The sequence below is a fragment of the Pseudomonas sp. UW4 genome, from assembly GCF_000316175.1.
Taxonomy (GTDB): domain Bacteria; phylum Pseudomonadota; class Gammaproteobacteria; order Pseudomonadales; family Pseudomonadaceae; genus Aquipseudomonas; species Aquipseudomonas laurylsulfatiphila.
Window position 1 is genome coordinate 1,927,690 of sequence record NC_019670.1, and the last position, 13,643, is coordinate 1,941,332.

14 protein-coding genes are annotated in these 13,643 nt (G+C 60.8%); 6 read left to right on the top strand and 8 right to left on the bottom strand.

The genetic code is table 11. The features are described 5' to 3' along the window. The first annotated feature begins 24 nt into the window (after positions 1–24). Together PPUTUW4_RS08365 and PPUTUW4_RS08370 are read left to right on the top strand one after the other, a co-directional pair. Positions 25–810, top strand: a complete 786-nt coding sequence (locus PPUTUW4_RS08365; RefSeq protein WP_015094228.1) for a sulfite exporter TauE/SafE family protein — start codon at positions 25–27, stop codon at positions 808–810. Between the two features lie 247 nt (positions 811–1,057). Then, positions 1,058–1,609: a DUF4174 domain-containing protein gene (locus PPUTUW4_RS08370; RefSeq protein WP_015094229.1), complete on the top strand. Its 552-nt coding sequence runs from the start codon at positions 1,058–1,060 to the stop codon at positions 1,607–1,609. 193 nt (positions 1,610–1,802) lie between these two features. On the opposite strand, the gene ampC is transcribed toward PPUTUW4_RS08370, so the two are convergent. The 3 genes from ampC to PPUTUW4_RS08385 all read right to left on the bottom strand — a co-directional run bounded on the left by ampC (position 1,803) and on the right by PPUTUW4_RS08385 (position 5,786). Then, positions 1,803–2,942, bottom strand: a complete 1,140-nt coding sequence (ampC, locus tag PPUTUW4_RS08375) for a class C beta-lactamase (protein WP_015094230.1) — start codon at positions 2,940–2,942, stop codon at positions 1,803–1,805. Between the two features lie 128 nt (positions 2,943–3,070). Further along, positions 3,071–4,414, bottom strand: coding sequence for a glucarate dehydratase (gene gudD / locus PPUTUW4_RS08380; RefSeq protein WP_015094231.1), 1,344 nt, complete (start codon positions 4,412–4,414; stop codon positions 3,071–3,073). A 25-nt stretch (positions 4,415–4,439) separates the two neighbouring features. Then, positions 4,440–5,786, bottom strand: a complete 1,347-nt coding sequence (locus tag PPUTUW4_RS08385; RefSeq protein ID WP_015094232.1) for an MFS transporter — start codon at positions 5,784–5,786, stop codon at positions 4,440–4,442. A gap of 280 nt (positions 5,787–6,066) precedes the next feature. On the opposite strand from PPUTUW4_RS08385, the gene PPUTUW4_RS08390 reads away from it, so the two are divergent. Further along, positions 6,067–6,777, top strand: coding sequence for a FadR/GntR family transcriptional regulator (locus PPUTUW4_RS08390; RefSeq protein WP_015094233.1), 711 nt, complete (start codon positions 6,067–6,069; stop codon positions 6,775–6,777). 147 nt (positions 6,778–6,924) lie between these two features. Here PPUTUW4_RS08390 and PPUTUW4_RS08395 read toward each other — a convergent pair whose 3' ends face one another. Next, the gene (locus PPUTUW4_RS08395; protein WP_015094234.1) at positions 6,925–7,836 is read right to left on the bottom strand and encodes a DMT family transporter; all 912 of its coding nucleotides are present in this window, start codon (positions 7,834–7,836) and stop codon (positions 6,925–6,927) included. Between the two features lie 96 nt (positions 7,837–7,932). Here PPUTUW4_RS08395 and PPUTUW4_RS08400 point away from each other — a divergent pair, with 96 nt between their 5' ends. After that, positions 7,933–8,796 carry a LysR family transcriptional regulator gene (locus PPUTUW4_RS08400; RefSeq protein WP_015094235.1) on the top strand — a complete coding sequence of 288 codons (864 nt, stop codon included), beginning with the start codon at positions 7,933–7,935 and terminating at the stop codon, positions 8,794–8,796. 133 nt (positions 8,797–8,929) lie between these two features. On the opposite strand, the gene yegQ is transcribed toward PPUTUW4_RS08400, so the two are convergent. Beyond that, positions 8,930–10,255 (bottom strand): tRNA 5-hydroxyuridine modification protein YegQ, encoded by a 1,326-nt coding sequence (gene yegQ / locus PPUTUW4_RS08405; protein ID WP_015094236.1) that lies wholly within the window; start codon positions 10,253–10,255, stop codon positions 8,930–8,932. Positions 10,256–10,414: 159 nt separating this feature from the next. Between yegQ and PPUTUW4_RS08410 the strand changes: the two genes are divergently transcribed. Next, positions 10,415–11,476, top strand: a complete 1,062-nt coding sequence (locus PPUTUW4_RS08410) for an AI-2E family transporter (protein ID WP_015094237.1) — start codon at positions 10,415–10,417, stop codon at positions 11,474–11,476. Here PPUTUW4_RS08410 and PPUTUW4_RS08415 read toward each other — a convergent pair. The 3 genes from PPUTUW4_RS08415 to PPUTUW4_RS08425 form a co-directional block, all read right to left on the bottom strand. Next, positions 11,473–11,664: a hypothetical protein gene (locus tag PPUTUW4_RS08415; RefSeq protein WP_015094238.1), complete on the bottom strand. Its 192-nt coding sequence runs from the start codon at positions 11,662–11,664 to the stop codon at positions 11,473–11,475. The genes PPUTUW4_RS08410 and PPUTUW4_RS08415 overlap by 4 nt on opposite strands. A 115-nt stretch (positions 11,665–11,779) precedes the next feature. Beyond that, complete coding sequence (locus PPUTUW4_RS08420; protein WP_007976845.1) at positions 11,780–11,974, bottom strand: hypothetical protein; 195 nt, start codon at positions 11,972–11,974, stop codon at positions 11,780–11,782. Positions 11,975–12,212: 238 nt separating this feature from the next. Then, positions 12,213–12,578 (bottom strand): hypothetical protein, encoded by a 366-nt coding sequence (locus PPUTUW4_RS08425; RefSeq protein WP_015094239.1) that lies wholly within the window; start codon positions 12,576–12,578, stop codon positions 12,213–12,215. 246 nt (positions 12,579–12,824) lie between these two features. Between PPUTUW4_RS08425 and PPUTUW4_RS08430 the strand changes: the two genes are divergently transcribed. Continuing rightward, positions 12,825–13,643: a shikimate 5-dehydrogenase gene (locus PPUTUW4_RS08430; RefSeq protein WP_015094240.1), complete on the top strand. Its 819-nt coding sequence runs from the start codon at positions 12,825–12,827 to the stop codon at positions 13,641–13,643.

Genomic DNA, 13,643 nt, shown 5'->3' on the forward strand with positions numbered 1-13,643 from the left:
CCTGCGATCTTTGTGGACGTATCAATGGATTTAGTGAACATCGGGTTGGTCGTGGCCGGGTTGGTGGTTGGCTTTATTGTCGGCATGACTGGCGTCGGTGGCGGGTCGCTCATGACTCCGATCCTGCTGTGGTTCGGCATCAATCCGGCAACGGCGGTCGGTACCGATTTGCTCTACGCGGCAATCACCAAATCCAGCGGTGTACTGGTTCATCGAAAGAACAACAACATCGACTGGGCGATTACCGGTTGGCTGACCCTTGGCAGCGTGCCGGCGGTGGCACTGACGTTGTGGTTCCTGAGCAGCCTGCACTCCAGCCCCGATGCGATGAACGCCATCATCAAGCAGGCCCTCGGCTTTGTGTTATTCGCCACGGCGCTGGCGATTCTGTTCAAGAAACGTCTGCTGGATTTCGCCCACAAACGTGCTGGCGGCCACTACAACCCCAGCGGGAAGCGCCTCAATGTCCTGACGGTCATCACAGGCCTGGTCCTCGGCACCATGGTCGCGCTGACGTCCATCGGCGCCGGTGCACTGGGCACCGTGGCCCTGTTCATTCTCTATCCGATGCTGCCGACCCGTCGCCTGGTAGGCACTGAAATCGCCCACGCCGTGCCGCTGACCCTGGTCGCCGGCCTCGGCCATGCGAGCATGGGCAACATGGACTGGCAGGTCTTGGGTTACTTGCTGGTGGGTTCGTTGCCGGGGATTTACCTGGGCAGCCACCTGACCGGGCGCATCTCCGACGAACTGCTGCGCCCTTGCCTGGCGACCATGTTGTTGCTGATCGGCTACAAACTGGCGTTCTGATTCAATTCGTTACGCCAGCCTCCTTCGCGGGTGCAATGCCCAGTCGGTGCCTGTCCGGGCACCCCTTGCGACCCGCTTGATCCTTGATCTGCCTTGAACTTTGTAAGTCCTGAGATGACCCCGAGCTGTTGCGCAATGACCGCCCTGACCTAAGCTTGGGACAAGGCGAAAAATTTGCGGCACGTCACCCGGAACGATCGCCGCGATGCGCAATCATTAGAGCGTGGATATCAAAAAGGAGATGCGCATGCTCATCAGGTCACTGACCATGGCTATCTTGCTGGCGATTGCCGGCACCTCGTTCGCCGCTGATGGCGACTCACCGCTGGACATGGACAAGGGCAGGGCCCGGCCACTGATTGTCATCGCTCCAAGCACTGTGGATCCGACCTGGGTCAGCCTGAAAAAGTCGCTGGATGAACCGGCCAATCGCAAGGGTTTCACCGACCGCAACATGGTGCTCTACACCGTGCTCAACCTGATGGGCCAGCGCGACGGCAAAGACCTCGGGCCACAGGACACCGCGGCGCTGATCCGCTCGCTCAAGCTGGGTGCCGGCGCCAAGACCAAGGTGATTCTGGTCGGCAAGGACGGCGAAAAGAAACTGGAACAATCGGACGCCATCAAGCTGGAAGAGATTTTCAGCGCGGTCGATCAATTGCCGGCGACCGAGAAAGAATTTACCGCGACAGTGGCCGCTCCCGTCGCTGAAGCCGAGCCGGCGGCCAAAGGTGCCAAGCCCGGGAAAAACAGCAAACCGGCCAAGCCCGCCAAGCCACCGGAAATGCCGGATGATTGAGCCGGCCCTGAATCCTGGTGGTAAGCAATTAACCTGTGGGAGCGAGCTTGCTCGCGATGGGGACCTGACATTCAACATTTATATTGACTGTTACGACGCCATCGCGAGCAAGCTCGCTCCCACAGGTTTCGTGTGTTAACTGATCAGTATTAACCTCCAGAGGTCGACTTTTCTCTGGGGGCGCGAACCAGGCTTATCGGGCAAGCGCACTCAGAATCTGATGAGCAATCCTGACCCGCTGCGCATTCGGGAAGTTTTTGTTGGCCAGCATCACAATGCCGATTTCCTTCGATGGCACGTACATCACGTAAGCGCCAAAGCCACCGGTTGAACCTGTCTTGTTGATCAACACGTTCTGTGGCTGTGCTTGCGGCGGATTCAGCCACTGGACTTTGTGCGCCTGCATGGCCATCGGCGTGGAGTTGCCGTCCAGCAAGCGATCCAGTGTGATCGGGTAGCGATACATCTCCCAGCCCAGGCCTTGGGTCATGTCGCCAACGCTGTAGTAGGCGCTATGGGTCAAGGCGATGGCTTGCTGCAACGGCTTTTCCAGAGGCGCCGGCTTCATGTTGGCGTCGACGTAGGCCAGCAAGTCTGCGGCGCTGGTTTTCACCCCGTACGCCTCGGAATCCAACGCCCCCGGAGTGACCCGCACTGGCTTGCCGTCCTTGTTGTAACCCTGGGCGTACAGCGCCATCTGGTCCTGCGGTACATGCACATAGGTGTGCTTGAGGCCCAGTTTCGGCAGCAGGGTTTTCTCCATCAGGTCATCAAAAGGCTGGCCCATGCTGTGGGCGGCGAGGTAGCCGAACAGGCCGAGGCTGGGGTTCGAATACAGTCGGTGGCTGCCGGGGGCGTAGAGCGGTTTCCATTGTTTGTAGTAGCCGAGCATTTTGTCGGCCGAATCATATTCAGCAGGAAATTGCAGCGGCAGGCCGCCGGCGCTGTAGGTGCCCAGTTGCAGCACGCTGATGTTGTCGAAAGCGCTGCCGCGCAAGGCCGGCAAGACCTGGCTGGCCTTGTCCGACAGTGACAGTTTGCCCGAAGTCTGGGCGTAGGCGGCGAGGGTGGCGGTGAAGGTTTTGCTGACGGAGCCGATTTCGAACAGGGTGTCCTTTGTGACGGGGCTGCCGGTTTCTTGCGAGGCGACGCCATAGTTGAAGTAGTGCGCTTGGCCGTTGACGGTGACCGCCACGGCCATGCCGTGGATACCTTCGGCCTGCATCACCGGTTGTACGGCGGCGTTCACCAGCGTCTCGATTTGATCCTGTGCCACGCAATGGCCTGCGGCAAATATCGCCATGCCGGCGGCGATGGTTTTCAGCCTGTCCATGTGGGTTTCATCCGTCGTTGATTCAGTTGCGCGCCATTTTAGGGGGTTAAGTGCTGTGCTCCGAGCGTTTTTTAACCGGCCGCCAACAGGCGGCCACGCGCAACCCTTGATTCAACTCGCTGGGCGTTTCAACGCACCAGGCACGGCCGCTTGTTATCGAACGTCCAGCCCGGAATCAAAAACTGCATGGCCACGCTGTCATCCCGCGCCCCCAGGCCCATGCCTTTGTACAGTTCATGGGCTTTGGCGACCTGATCCATGTCCAGTTCCACCCCCAACCCCGGTTTCTGCGGCACCTGCACGCAGCCGTCGACGATTTGCAGCGGGGCCTTGGTCAGGCGCTGGCCGTCCTGCCAGATCCAGTGGGTGTCGATGGCGGTGATCTCGCCCGGCGCGGCTGCCGCGACATGGGTGAACATCGCCAGGGAAATGTCGAAGTGGTTGTTGGAGTGCGAACCCCAGGTGAGGCCCCATTCGTGGCACATCTGCGCCACGCGCACCGAACCCTGCATGGTCCAGAAGTGCGGATCGGCCAGGGGAATATCGACCGACTGCAACTGGATCGCGTGGCCCATCTCCCGCCAGTCGGTGGCGATCATGTTGGTTGCGGTTTTCAGCCCCGTGGCCCGGCGGAATTCAGCCATGACTTCGCGTCCCGAGTAACCGTTTTCCGCCCCGCACGGGTCTTCGGCGTAGGCCAGCACGCGGTGCTGATCGCGGCACAGGCGGATGGCTTCTTTCAACGACCAGGCCCCGTTCGGGTCGAGGGTGATGCGCGCATCGGGGAAGCGTTCGGCGAGGGCCGTGACCGCTTCGATTTCGGCGTCGCCGCTGAGCACGCCGCCCTTGAGCTTGAAGTCCTTGAAGCCATAACGCGCGTGCGCCGCCTCGGCCAGGCGGACCACCGCCTCGGCGGTCATGGCTTTTTCGTGACGTACGCGGAACCAGTCGTTTTCGGCGTCTGGCTCGCAGCGGTAGGCGAGGTCTGTTTCGTTGCGATCGCCGAGATAAAACAGATAGCCAAGCATCTTCACTTCATCGCGCTGCTGGCCTTCGCCAAGCAGGGCGGCGACCGGCACGTCCAGGTGCTGGCCGAGCAGGTCGAGCAGCGCGGCTTCAAGGCCGGTGACGGCGTGGATGGTGATGCGCAGGTCGAAGGTCTGCAATCCGCGACCGCCGGCATCGCGGTCGGCGAAGGTCTGGCGTACCTGGTTGAGAATCTTCTGGTAGGTGCCGATCGGGCTGCCGACCACCAGGCTGCGTGCGTCTTCCAGAGTCTGGCGAATGCGCTCGCCACCCGGCACTTCGCCGACGCCGGTGTGGCCGGCGTTGTCCTTGAGGATCACGATGTTGCGGGTGAAAAACGGGCCGTGGGCGCCGCTGAGATTGAGCAGCATGCCGTCGTGGCCGGCCACCGGAACAACCTGCATGCTGGTGATGATCGGGGCTTTGGCGGTGTCGTGTGCGGTCATGTTGTTGTCCTTTTGAACCAATGTTTCAGGCGTGGTGGGACGCTGGTTTGCCTGGTGCGGTGACGGGGGCGACTTTGGGTTTGTTGCGTGCGGCAAAGACGATGATCGCGGCGATGATCGAGGTCGCGGCCAAGCCGTAGAGTCCGCCCTGGATGGAGCCGGTGCGTTCTTCCAGCAGGCCGAAGGTGGTCGGCGCGACGAAACCGCCGAGGTTGCCCACCGAGTTGATCAGCGCGATGACACCGGCGGCGATGCGTGCGTCCAGATAAGCCTGGGGAATCGGCCAGAACAGCGACGAGGCCGATTTGAAACCCAGCGCCGCAAAGCAGATCGCGACGAAGGCGAAGACCGGCCCGCCGGTGGTGGACATGAACATCCCGGCAGCGGCGATCAGCAGGGCCGCGGCGACCCAGGCTTGCTGATGCTTCCACTTGGCCGACAACGAGGCGAAGGCATACATGCCGACAATCGACAGCAGCCACGGAATCGAGTTGAACATTCCGACCTGGAAGTCGCTGAGGTCACCCATCTTCTTGATGATGCTCGGCAGCCAGAAAGTCGCGGCGTAGATGGTCAGCTGGATAAAGAAGTAGATCACGCAGAACAGGATGATCTGGCGATCCTTGAGCAATTTGCCCAGTGACGGCTTGATCGGTGTGGCGGCTTCGCGGGCCAGTTGTTCGTCGTCGATGGCCTTGACCAGCGCGTCCTGCTCGTCGCGGCTCAGCCATTTGGCATCGTGGGGTTTGGAATCGAGCCAGAACCAGACAAAAACACACAGACCCACCGAGAACATGCCTTCGATGAAGTACATCCATTGCCAGCCATGCATGCCGAGTCCGCTGATTTGCAGCAGCAAGCCGGACAGAGGGCCGGAGATCAGCGAGGCAATCGCCGAGCCACTGAGGAAAATCGCAATCGCCTTGCCACGCTCCACGCCAGGCAACCAGCGGGTGAAGTAGTAGATCACCCCGGGAAAGAATCCGGCCTCGGCCACGCCCAGCAGAAATCGAAGGATGTAGAAGTGAGTTTCGTTCTGGATGAACGCCATGCCTGCGGCGACCAGGCCCCAGGTCAGCATGATCCGCGTCAGCCAGATGCGGGCGCCGACTTTTTGCAGAAGGATGTTGGAGGGCACTTCGAACAGCGCATAGCCGATGAAGAACAGGCCGGCGCCGAGGCCGTAGGCTGCAGCGCCAATGCCCAGGTCGTGTTCCATGTGGGCGCGGACGAAACCGATGTTCACTCGATCAATGTAATTGACGATGAACATGATGACGAACAGCGGCAAGACGTGACGTTTGACTTTGGCGATGGCGGACTTCAGCGCTGAATTGGCGTCGTCGTGCATCCCGGAGACGGATGTATTCACTGCGTTTTCTCCCACTCGTTATTTTTATGCGGGGTGAAGCTGAGTGCTGCGTTGTTGATAGACATCATACAACTAGGTTTTTTGATCTTGCAACTGCCTTTGTCCAATGAAATGGCGCTGCATTAGAGATTTTTTATTCTGGTGATGGTGGCGTGTGGCCTTTAAAACGAATCGATATGGGCTAATTGTTGAGTGTTGTCATACAAGCTGAGCGAGATTTTTCAGGATTCCCGCCCGGCGCGGTGCTACGATTCGATAGCCCTGATTTCCGGACACCCTCATGCAAGAAGACCTCGAAGCACCCGCCCGCAAGCGCAGCCACAACCTGGCCCATGACCTGGTGGAGAAACTGACCCAGCGCATCCTGCTGGGCCAGATATTGCCCGGCGACAAGCTGCCGTCGGAAAACACCATCGTTCAGGAACACGGGGTCAGTCGCACGGTGGTGCGCGAGGCGATCTCGAAGTTGCAGGCCTCGGGGCTGGTGGAAACCCGGCATGGCATTGGCACGTTCGTGATCGAGCGCGCACCGGAGCAGGGGCTGCGACTGAATGTCGATACGGCGTTGGGGGTACGCAGCATTCTGGAGTTGCGCATGGGCCTGGAAACCCAGGCGGCGGCGCTGGCGGCAACTCGCCGCACCGATCTGCAACTGGCGCAGATGCGTGAAGCGCTGGACGATTATCAAAGCCTGCTGGCCAACAACGACAGCTGTGTCGAAGCGGACCGGCGTTTTCATCTGCTGATCGCCGAAGCCACCGGCAACGTCTGCTTTACCGAAATCATGCAGCACCTGGGCAGCGCCATGATCCCGCGCACCCGGGTCAATGCGGCCGAGCGGGGGGCCGTGGACTTGAGCAAGCTCGGCGAGCTGGCCAATCTTGAGCACGAGGCGATCCTCAACGCCATCAAGCGCCAGGACCCGGACGCGGCGCGGGCGGCGATGTGGTTGCACCTGACCAACAGTCGTGACCGGTTTTCGGCCAGCTGATGGTCAGTGATTCCGCGTTATCGTTCATCGCGGGCAAGCCACGCTCCCACAGGTTCTGGGTCGTGCTCAGGAACCGCGGCAACCATAAAACCCTGTGGGAGCGAGCTTGCTCGCGATAGCGCCAGACCTGACAGCGAAAAACCTGAATCAGACCCTGACAGCCTGAACAACCACAGCCCGCCGCTCCAGATTCAACGCCAGCACACTCGCCAACACCACCAGCCCACCCACCACGATCATCAACGTCGGCCGTTCGCCAAGCGCATAGGAGGCCATCACCATCGCCGTCGGCGGCGTCAGATACAGCGTCATGGTCGCCCGGCTCAAATCGACATGCGCCAGCACATAGGCCCAGGCCAGGTACGCCAGGGCACTGGGGAATATCCCCAGGGCAATCACCGCCCACTGCACGCGCATCGGCGCCAGGGCGACTTGATCCACAAGGCCGGGCAGAAAAATCAACAACAGCACCGTACCGGACCACACCGTGTAGCACACCAGCGTCAGCCCGTCGTAACGCCCGGTGTGATGTTTTTGCAGGGCAAAGTAGAGGCTCCAGGACACCGCCGCCAGCAGGATCAGCAAGCCGTGGGCGTCAATGCTGCCCAGGCCATGATCGCCCGCCACCACTATCACCACGCCGAACAACCCGAGCAGCACACAACCCCAGCGCCACAGGCTCACCTGATCCTTGAACACGAAGCGTGCGATCAATGTGCTGAACAGTGGCGTGGTCTGGGCCAGGACGCTCGAAGCGCCAGCGCTGACTCCCTGCTGCCCGAAGTTGATCGCCACGTGATGCAGGCTCACGGCAAAGAAACCCAGGCCGAACATCAGCGGCAAGTCTCGCAGGCTGGGCAGGCGGATGCCTTTGATGACCGCGACCACGGCCATGAACACGGAGGCCAGCAGGAAGCGTAGCAGGGCCAGGTGCACGGGGTCGTAGGCCTGCAAGCCGATATGAATGCCGGTCGGGGAGTAGCCCCAGCACGCCACGACAAATGCCATGGCCAGAATGATTTTCCAGGGTGAAGCGGGGGAGGGTGTGAGCGGCGTCATGGTCGTGCACCTGTGGGCTGATGCACGGAGTATCAGAAAGCCTATCGTTCGCCACAACTGACTTATACTGCGCTAATTGTTCACTATGGGTGATGTATGGAGCTGGCACAGATTCGCATGTTCAAGACCGTGGCCGAGGTCGGCAGCATTGCCCGCGCAGCGCAATTGCTGCATTGCGTGCCGTCCAACATCACGGCACGGATCAAGGCCCTCGAGGCTGAGCTGGGTGTCGCGCTGTTCCTGCGCGAAGGCCGAGGGCTGCGCATCAGCCCGTCGGGGCAGACCTTCCTGGCCTACGCCTCGAAAATTCTCGCCCTGACCGTCGAGGCCAAGCGGGCGGTCGACCCTTCGGCCGAACCCTCAGGGCCGTTGCGCATCGGCGCCATCGAGTCGTCGGCCACCGGGCGATTGCCGCGCCTGCTGGCGAAATTCCACAAGCGTTTCCCGCAGGTGGCGCTGGAACTGACCACCGGCACCTGGAGCCAGTTGCTCGACGACACGCTCAATCACAAGCTCGACGGCGCCATCGTCGCGGTCGACGTCGAGCGTTCGCACCTCAAGCGCACGCCGATGTACCGCGAAGAGTTGCTGCTGATCGCCTCGACATCCCTGGGGCCGTTGCGCAGCGTGACGGACCTGCATGACAAGACGATGTTCCTTTGGCCCCAGGGCTGTCCTTACCGGGCGGCGATGGAGCATTGGCTATTGCGAAATGGGTTGGCGCTGCCGATTGTCAGCCTGGCCAGCTATGGCGCGATTGTCGGTTGCGTCAGCGCCGGGGCCGGTGTGGCGCTGGTGACTAAAGGGGTTTTCGATCAATACGCCAAGGGCGCCGGGTGCGTGGCGTTTGAGTTTCCCGAACTGACGGCAATCGAGAGCCTGTTCTACTGGCACGAAAACGCCGGGGTGCACCCGGCGCGTGAGGCGTTTGTGGCGATGCTCCGCGAGGAATTTGCCTGACGCAGTACCTGTGGGAGAGCCTGTGGGAGCGAGCTTGCTCGCGATGACGGAGTGTCAGTCGCTAACAATATTGACTGATACACCGCTATCGCGAGCAAGCTCGCTCCCACAGGGTTGTGTGTGTATTTGAAGGTCAGTTCACACCTACGTCCCGCATCAACAACCCAAACTGCAGATCCACCGCATCCGGTATCGGCAAATACACCCTATGCCCATCCCCCGGTGCAATGTCGATCGCTCCACCCTTGGCGTTCTGCAGCTGATGCAGATCGAAGTGGAAGTTGCCCCTGGGCGTCATCAGCTCCATGTGGTCGCCCACGCCGAAGCGGTTTTTCACCTTGACCTCGGCCAGGCGATCCCGGCGCTGCCCGGTCAGCTCACCGACAAACTGTTGCCGCTCCGATACTGAGCTGCCGTTCTGGTAGTTCTGGTATTCGTCATGCACATGCCGGCGCAGAAAACCTTCGGTGTAGCCGCGCTGGGCGAGGGATTCCAGGTCGCTCATCAGGCCGCGGTCGAAGGCCCGGCCCGCCACTGCGTCGTCGATGGCCCGGCGATAAACCTGGGTGGTGCGCGCGCAATAAAAGTGCGATTTGGTCCGGCCTTCGATTTTCAGCGAGTGCACGCCCATCTGCGTCAGGCGTTCGACGTGTTGCACGGCGCGCAGATCCTTGGCGTTCATGATGTACGTGCCGTGTTCGTCTTCGAAGGCAGGCATCTGTTCGCCGGGACGATTGGCTTCCTGCAACAGGAACACCTGATCGGTGGGCGCGCCGATGCCCAGGGTCGGTTCGGGGTCGAATGTCTGCACGATTTCGCCCAGCTGGTTTTCCGTGGCCGGCTGCGCCGAATATTTCCAGCGACAGGCATTGGTGCAACTGCCCTGATTGGCGTCGCGTCTGTTCATGTACCCCGACAGCAGGCAGCGCCCGGAATAGGCCATGCACAATGCGCCATGCACGAACACTTCCAGTTCCATGGCCGGCACTTGCCCGCGGATCTCGGCGATCTCTTCCAGCGACAGCTCCCGCGACAGGATGATCCGGCTCAAGCCTTGCTGCTGCCAGAACTCGACGCTTGCCCAGTTCACGGTATTGGCCTGCACCGAAAGGTGGACCGGCATCTGCGGGTAGTGCCGGCGCACCAGCATGATCAGGCCGGGGTCGGACATGATCAGCGCATCGGGGGCCATGGCGATCACCGGTTCAAGGTCCTTGAGGAAGGTCTTGAGCTTGGCGTTGTGCGGCGCGATGTTCACCACCACGTAGAAGCGCTTGCCCTGCGCCTGGGCCTCGCGAATGCCGAGGGCGAGGTTGGCGTGGTCGAATTCATTGTTGCGCACCCGCAGGCTGTAGCGCGGCTGGCCGGCGTACACGGCATCGGCGCCGTAGGCGAAGGCATAACGCATGTTTTTCAGGGTGCCGGCGGGGGCGAGCAGTTCTGGCGCGGTGAGGTTCATGGTGGTGTCGTCGCAAAAGCCGCACAGGGTAAACGCCCCGTGCCGAGCGTTTATTGACCTGGATCTATGTCTGATCAACAAAGAGATGGCACTCGCGCGAGCCGTAGCGGACTAAAGATCAGGACGGAAGTGTTTCGTCCAGGCGGGCATGGATCGGATATGAACGAAGAAACCCTGAAAGACAGATCGCTGACCGTCCTTCTGGCCCTGGTGAGCGTCGCCTTCATCTGGATCCTGCTGCCGTTCTACGGCGCTGTGTTCTGGGCGGTAATCCTCGGCATCCTCTTCGCTCCGCTGCAACGGCGGCTGCAGTTGAGGTTCGGCTGGGAGCGCAACCTCACGTCACTGCTCACGCTGAGCATCTGCCTGTTGATCGCGATCCTGCCAGTGATAGTCCTCAGCAGCCTCCTGGTCCAGGAGGGGGTTGCGCTCTACAAGAACATCGAGAGCGGCGAACTGGACATCGCCGGGTACGTGACGCAGTTCAAGCACATCCTGCCGCCGTATTTCCAGCATCTGCTGGATCGCTTCGGCATGGGTGAGCTGAACGGGCTGCGAGAGAAAATCGTCAAGAGTGCGATGACCGGCGGGCAGGAACTGGCCGCCAAGGCCTTCATTTTTGGCCAGGGCACGTTCGAGTTCATCGTCAGTTTCTTCATCATGCTGTACCTGCTGTTCTTCTTCCTGCGCGACGGCGCGGAACTGGCACGCAAGGTGCGTGCGGCGGTGCCGTTGGAGGAACAGCAGAAACGTCGTTTGCAGCTCAAGTTCAATCGTGTGGTACGGGCCACGGTGAAGGGCAACCTGCTGGTGGCGATCACACAAGGCGCGCTGGGTGGCCTGATTTTCTGGTTCCTGGACATTCCCAGCGTAGTGCTCTGGGCGGTGTTGATGGCGTTTCTGTCGCTGTTGCCGGCGGTGGGGGCGGGGATTGTCTGGGTACCGGTGGCGGCGTTTTTCCTGCTCACCGGGGCCATCTGGCAGGGCGTGGTGCTGGGATTGTTCGGGATCTTCGTGATCGGCCTGGTGGATAACGTGCTTCGACCGATTCTAGTGGGAAAGGACACCCGGATGCCGGATTACATGATCCTGATCTCGACCCTCGGTGGCCTGGCGATTTTCGGGCTGAACGGCTTTGTCATCGGCCCGTTGATCGCGGCCCTGTTCATGTCCAGCTGGGACATTTTCATCGAAACCAAACCGCGGGTACAGCTGCCTTAGGCGCTGAGCCTGCCGGACTGGGCGGTGCCGATGCGTTGCGACAGTTCACGGGCGGCGGGCAGCGAAGTGAGCGGGCCGCTGATCTGCACACCGTCCTGCACCAGATACCAGCAGGCGAGCATGCCCAGCTCTCTGAGCTGGGCGGGGACGGCGCTGCCGATAACGGACATGATCTGAACCTGGGACATGACAAGTACCTCCATCAATCTGTGGAGCTACTTTAAAGTCCGGGTGCCTCGAGGAGTAATCAACGCTTTCAATAGTGGTCATTGATGCCAGCGGGGGCAAACGACCGTTGGTCGGTCAGTTGACCACCTGATCGAGCATGTTCACCACTTCCTGCTCGTTGAGCAGGCCCTTGCGCACCAGGTTTTGCGTCAGCAGCGAGAGAAACTTGGCGCTGCGATGACCTTCCAGGTGCTTGAGTTCGGTCAGTGCGTTGTACACCTTGCTGGAGGTGCACAGACCGACGATGCGGTGCGGGTTTTGCGTTGGCATGTGGTCGTCCTTGTTGTTATCAAGCTGTTTTCGACGGACAGCACCGAGCTTGCGGATCTGTCATGACAAAAATATGACCGTTTTTCGCCGCGCGGCACAAAACCGGTCGAGTCCATCTTGCCCGTTTCTGCCGGGCGCACTGTCCCGATAGCGACCTTGGCGAGATTTATCCAGACCTGCGCCGACCAACGGGCTCAAAAAAAATGCCCCGCTGTTTCAGCGGGGCTTGATGTCTTCGTTACCAGCGGCCGTGTCGTGGGCCGTAGTAGCCGCGTGGCGGGCCGTAGTAGCCACGGGGTGGCCCATAGTAAACCGGGGCCGGGCGGTAGTAGATCGGTTGCTGCACGTAGACCGGGGCCGGCTGGTAGTAAACCGGGGGCGGTGGCGCGTAATAAACCGGAGGCGGCGGGGCGTAGACCGGTTGCGGCGCGACATAGACCGGGCGGTTGGCGTTGATCAGAGCCGAACCTACGATGGCAGTACCGACGATCGCGCCAAACACCGCCGGACCCTGCCAGTAATTACCACCACCATGGGCTTGCGCCTGTCCCGTGATAGCGAGGGCGCCGATCAGCAAGGCTACTGTGGGGATTTTACGGATCATGATAGTTCCTCGGTTCTTCAGCCCGGCGCCTGTGCCTGCAATAGACCCAGGGATTGTCGCGGGGATACTTCTAAGACAGCTTTTTTTCGAAAAACAGCACGGCCGCCAGGTAAATTTTGTGTAAGGTCTGTACCGACTTTCTTACCGACCTGTTCAAGCCTGTGCGTCCAGGCTTTCATGATCGATCAGATCCCGATGGACGGCTAATCCCGTCCATCCGAAAAGTGCATTTGAAGGAGCTTTGCCATGCAGATGAACCCCAACAAAGACACCCAGCTGTGCATGTCCCTTTCAGGGCGCCCCGGGAACTTTGGCCTGCGTTTTCATAATCATCTGTATGAACAACTGGGCCTGAACTTCTACTACAAGGCCTTTGCCAGCCAGGACCTGCCGGGCGCCGTCGCCGGCATTCGCGCCCTGCGCATTCGTGGTTGTGGGGTGTCGATGCCGTTCAAGGAAGCCTGCATTGCCCTGGTCGATGAACTCGACGCCTCTGCCGCCGCCATTCAATCGATCAACACCATCGTCAACACCGACGGTCATCTCAAGGCCTACAACACCGATTACATCGCCGTGGCCCAGTTGCTGGAAAAACACCAGGTGCCCAAGGACTCGACCTTTGCCTTGCGCGGCAGCGGCGGCATGGCCAAGGCCGTGGCGAGCGCCTTGCGCGATGGCGGCTACGAGAACGGCCTGATCGTGGCCCGCAACGAGCGCGCCGGGCAGGCGCTGGCGCAGTCGTTGGGCTATGAGTGGCAGGCAGAGTTGGGCAGTCGTCGCCCGCAGATGCTGGTCAATGTCACCCCGATCGGCATGACGGGAGGGCCGGAGGCCGAGCAACTGGCCTTTGAGGGCGATGTGATCGAAAAAGCGGAAACCGTCTTCGATGTGGTGGCGATCCCCTCGGAAACGCCGCTGATCGTGCGTGCCCGCGCCGAAGGCAAGCGGGTCATCACCGGGCTGGAAGTGATCGCGATCCAGGCGCTGGAGCAATTTGTGCTCTATACCGGTGTACGGCCGACGGATGAGCAATTCCAGAAGGCCGTGGCGTTTGCCCGCAGCTAA

Coding starts and splice junctions, on each gene's coding strand:
- yegQ (WP_015094236.1), bottom strand. CDS start 10,255: ATGAACCTCACCGCGCCAGAACTGCTCGCCCCCGCCGGCACCCTGAAA.
- PPUTUW4_RS08425 (WP_015094239.1), bottom strand. CDS start 12,578: ATGATCCGTAAAATCCCCACAGTAGCCTTGCTGATCGGCGCCCTCGCT.
- PPUTUW4_RS08390 (WP_015094233.1), top strand. CDS start 6,067: ATGCAAGAAGACCTCGAAGCACCCGCCCGCAAGCGCAGCCACAACCTG.
- PPUTUW4_RS08400 (WP_015094235.1), top strand. CDS start 7,933: ATGGAGCTGGCACAGATTCGCATGTTCAAGACCGTGGCCGAGGTCGGC.
- ampC (WP_015094230.1), bottom strand. CDS start 2,942: ATGGACAGGCTGAAAACCATCGCCGCCGGCATGGCGATATTTGCCGCA.
- PPUTUW4_RS08370 (WP_015094229.1), top strand. CDS start 1,058: ATGCTCATCAGGTCACTGACCATGGCTATCTTGCTGGCGATTGCCGGC.
- PPUTUW4_RS08415 (WP_015094238.1), bottom strand. CDS start 11,664: ATGTCCCAGGTTCAGATCATGTCCGTTATCGGCAGCGCCGTCCCCGCC.
- PPUTUW4_RS08420 (WP_007976845.1), bottom strand. CDS start 11,974: ATGCCAACGCAAAACCCGCACCGCATCGTCGGTCTGTGCACCTCCAGC.
- PPUTUW4_RS08365 (WP_015094228.1), top strand. CDS start 25: ATGGATTTAGTGAACATCGGGTTGGTCGTGGCCGGGTTGGTGGTTGGC.
- PPUTUW4_RS08430 (WP_015094240.1), top strand. CDS start 12,825: ATGCAGATGAACCCCAACAAAGACACCCAGCTGTGCATGTCCCTTTCA.
- PPUTUW4_RS08395 (WP_015094234.1), bottom strand. CDS start 7,836: ATGACGCCGCTCACACCCTCCCCCGCTTCACCCTGGAAAATCATTCTG.
- gudD (WP_015094231.1), bottom strand. CDS start 4,414: ATGACCGCACACGACACCGCCAAAGCCCCGATCATCACCAGCATGCAG.
- PPUTUW4_RS08410 (WP_015094237.1), top strand. CDS start 10,415: ATGAACGAAGAAACCCTGAAAGACAGATCGCTGACCGTCCTTCTGGCC.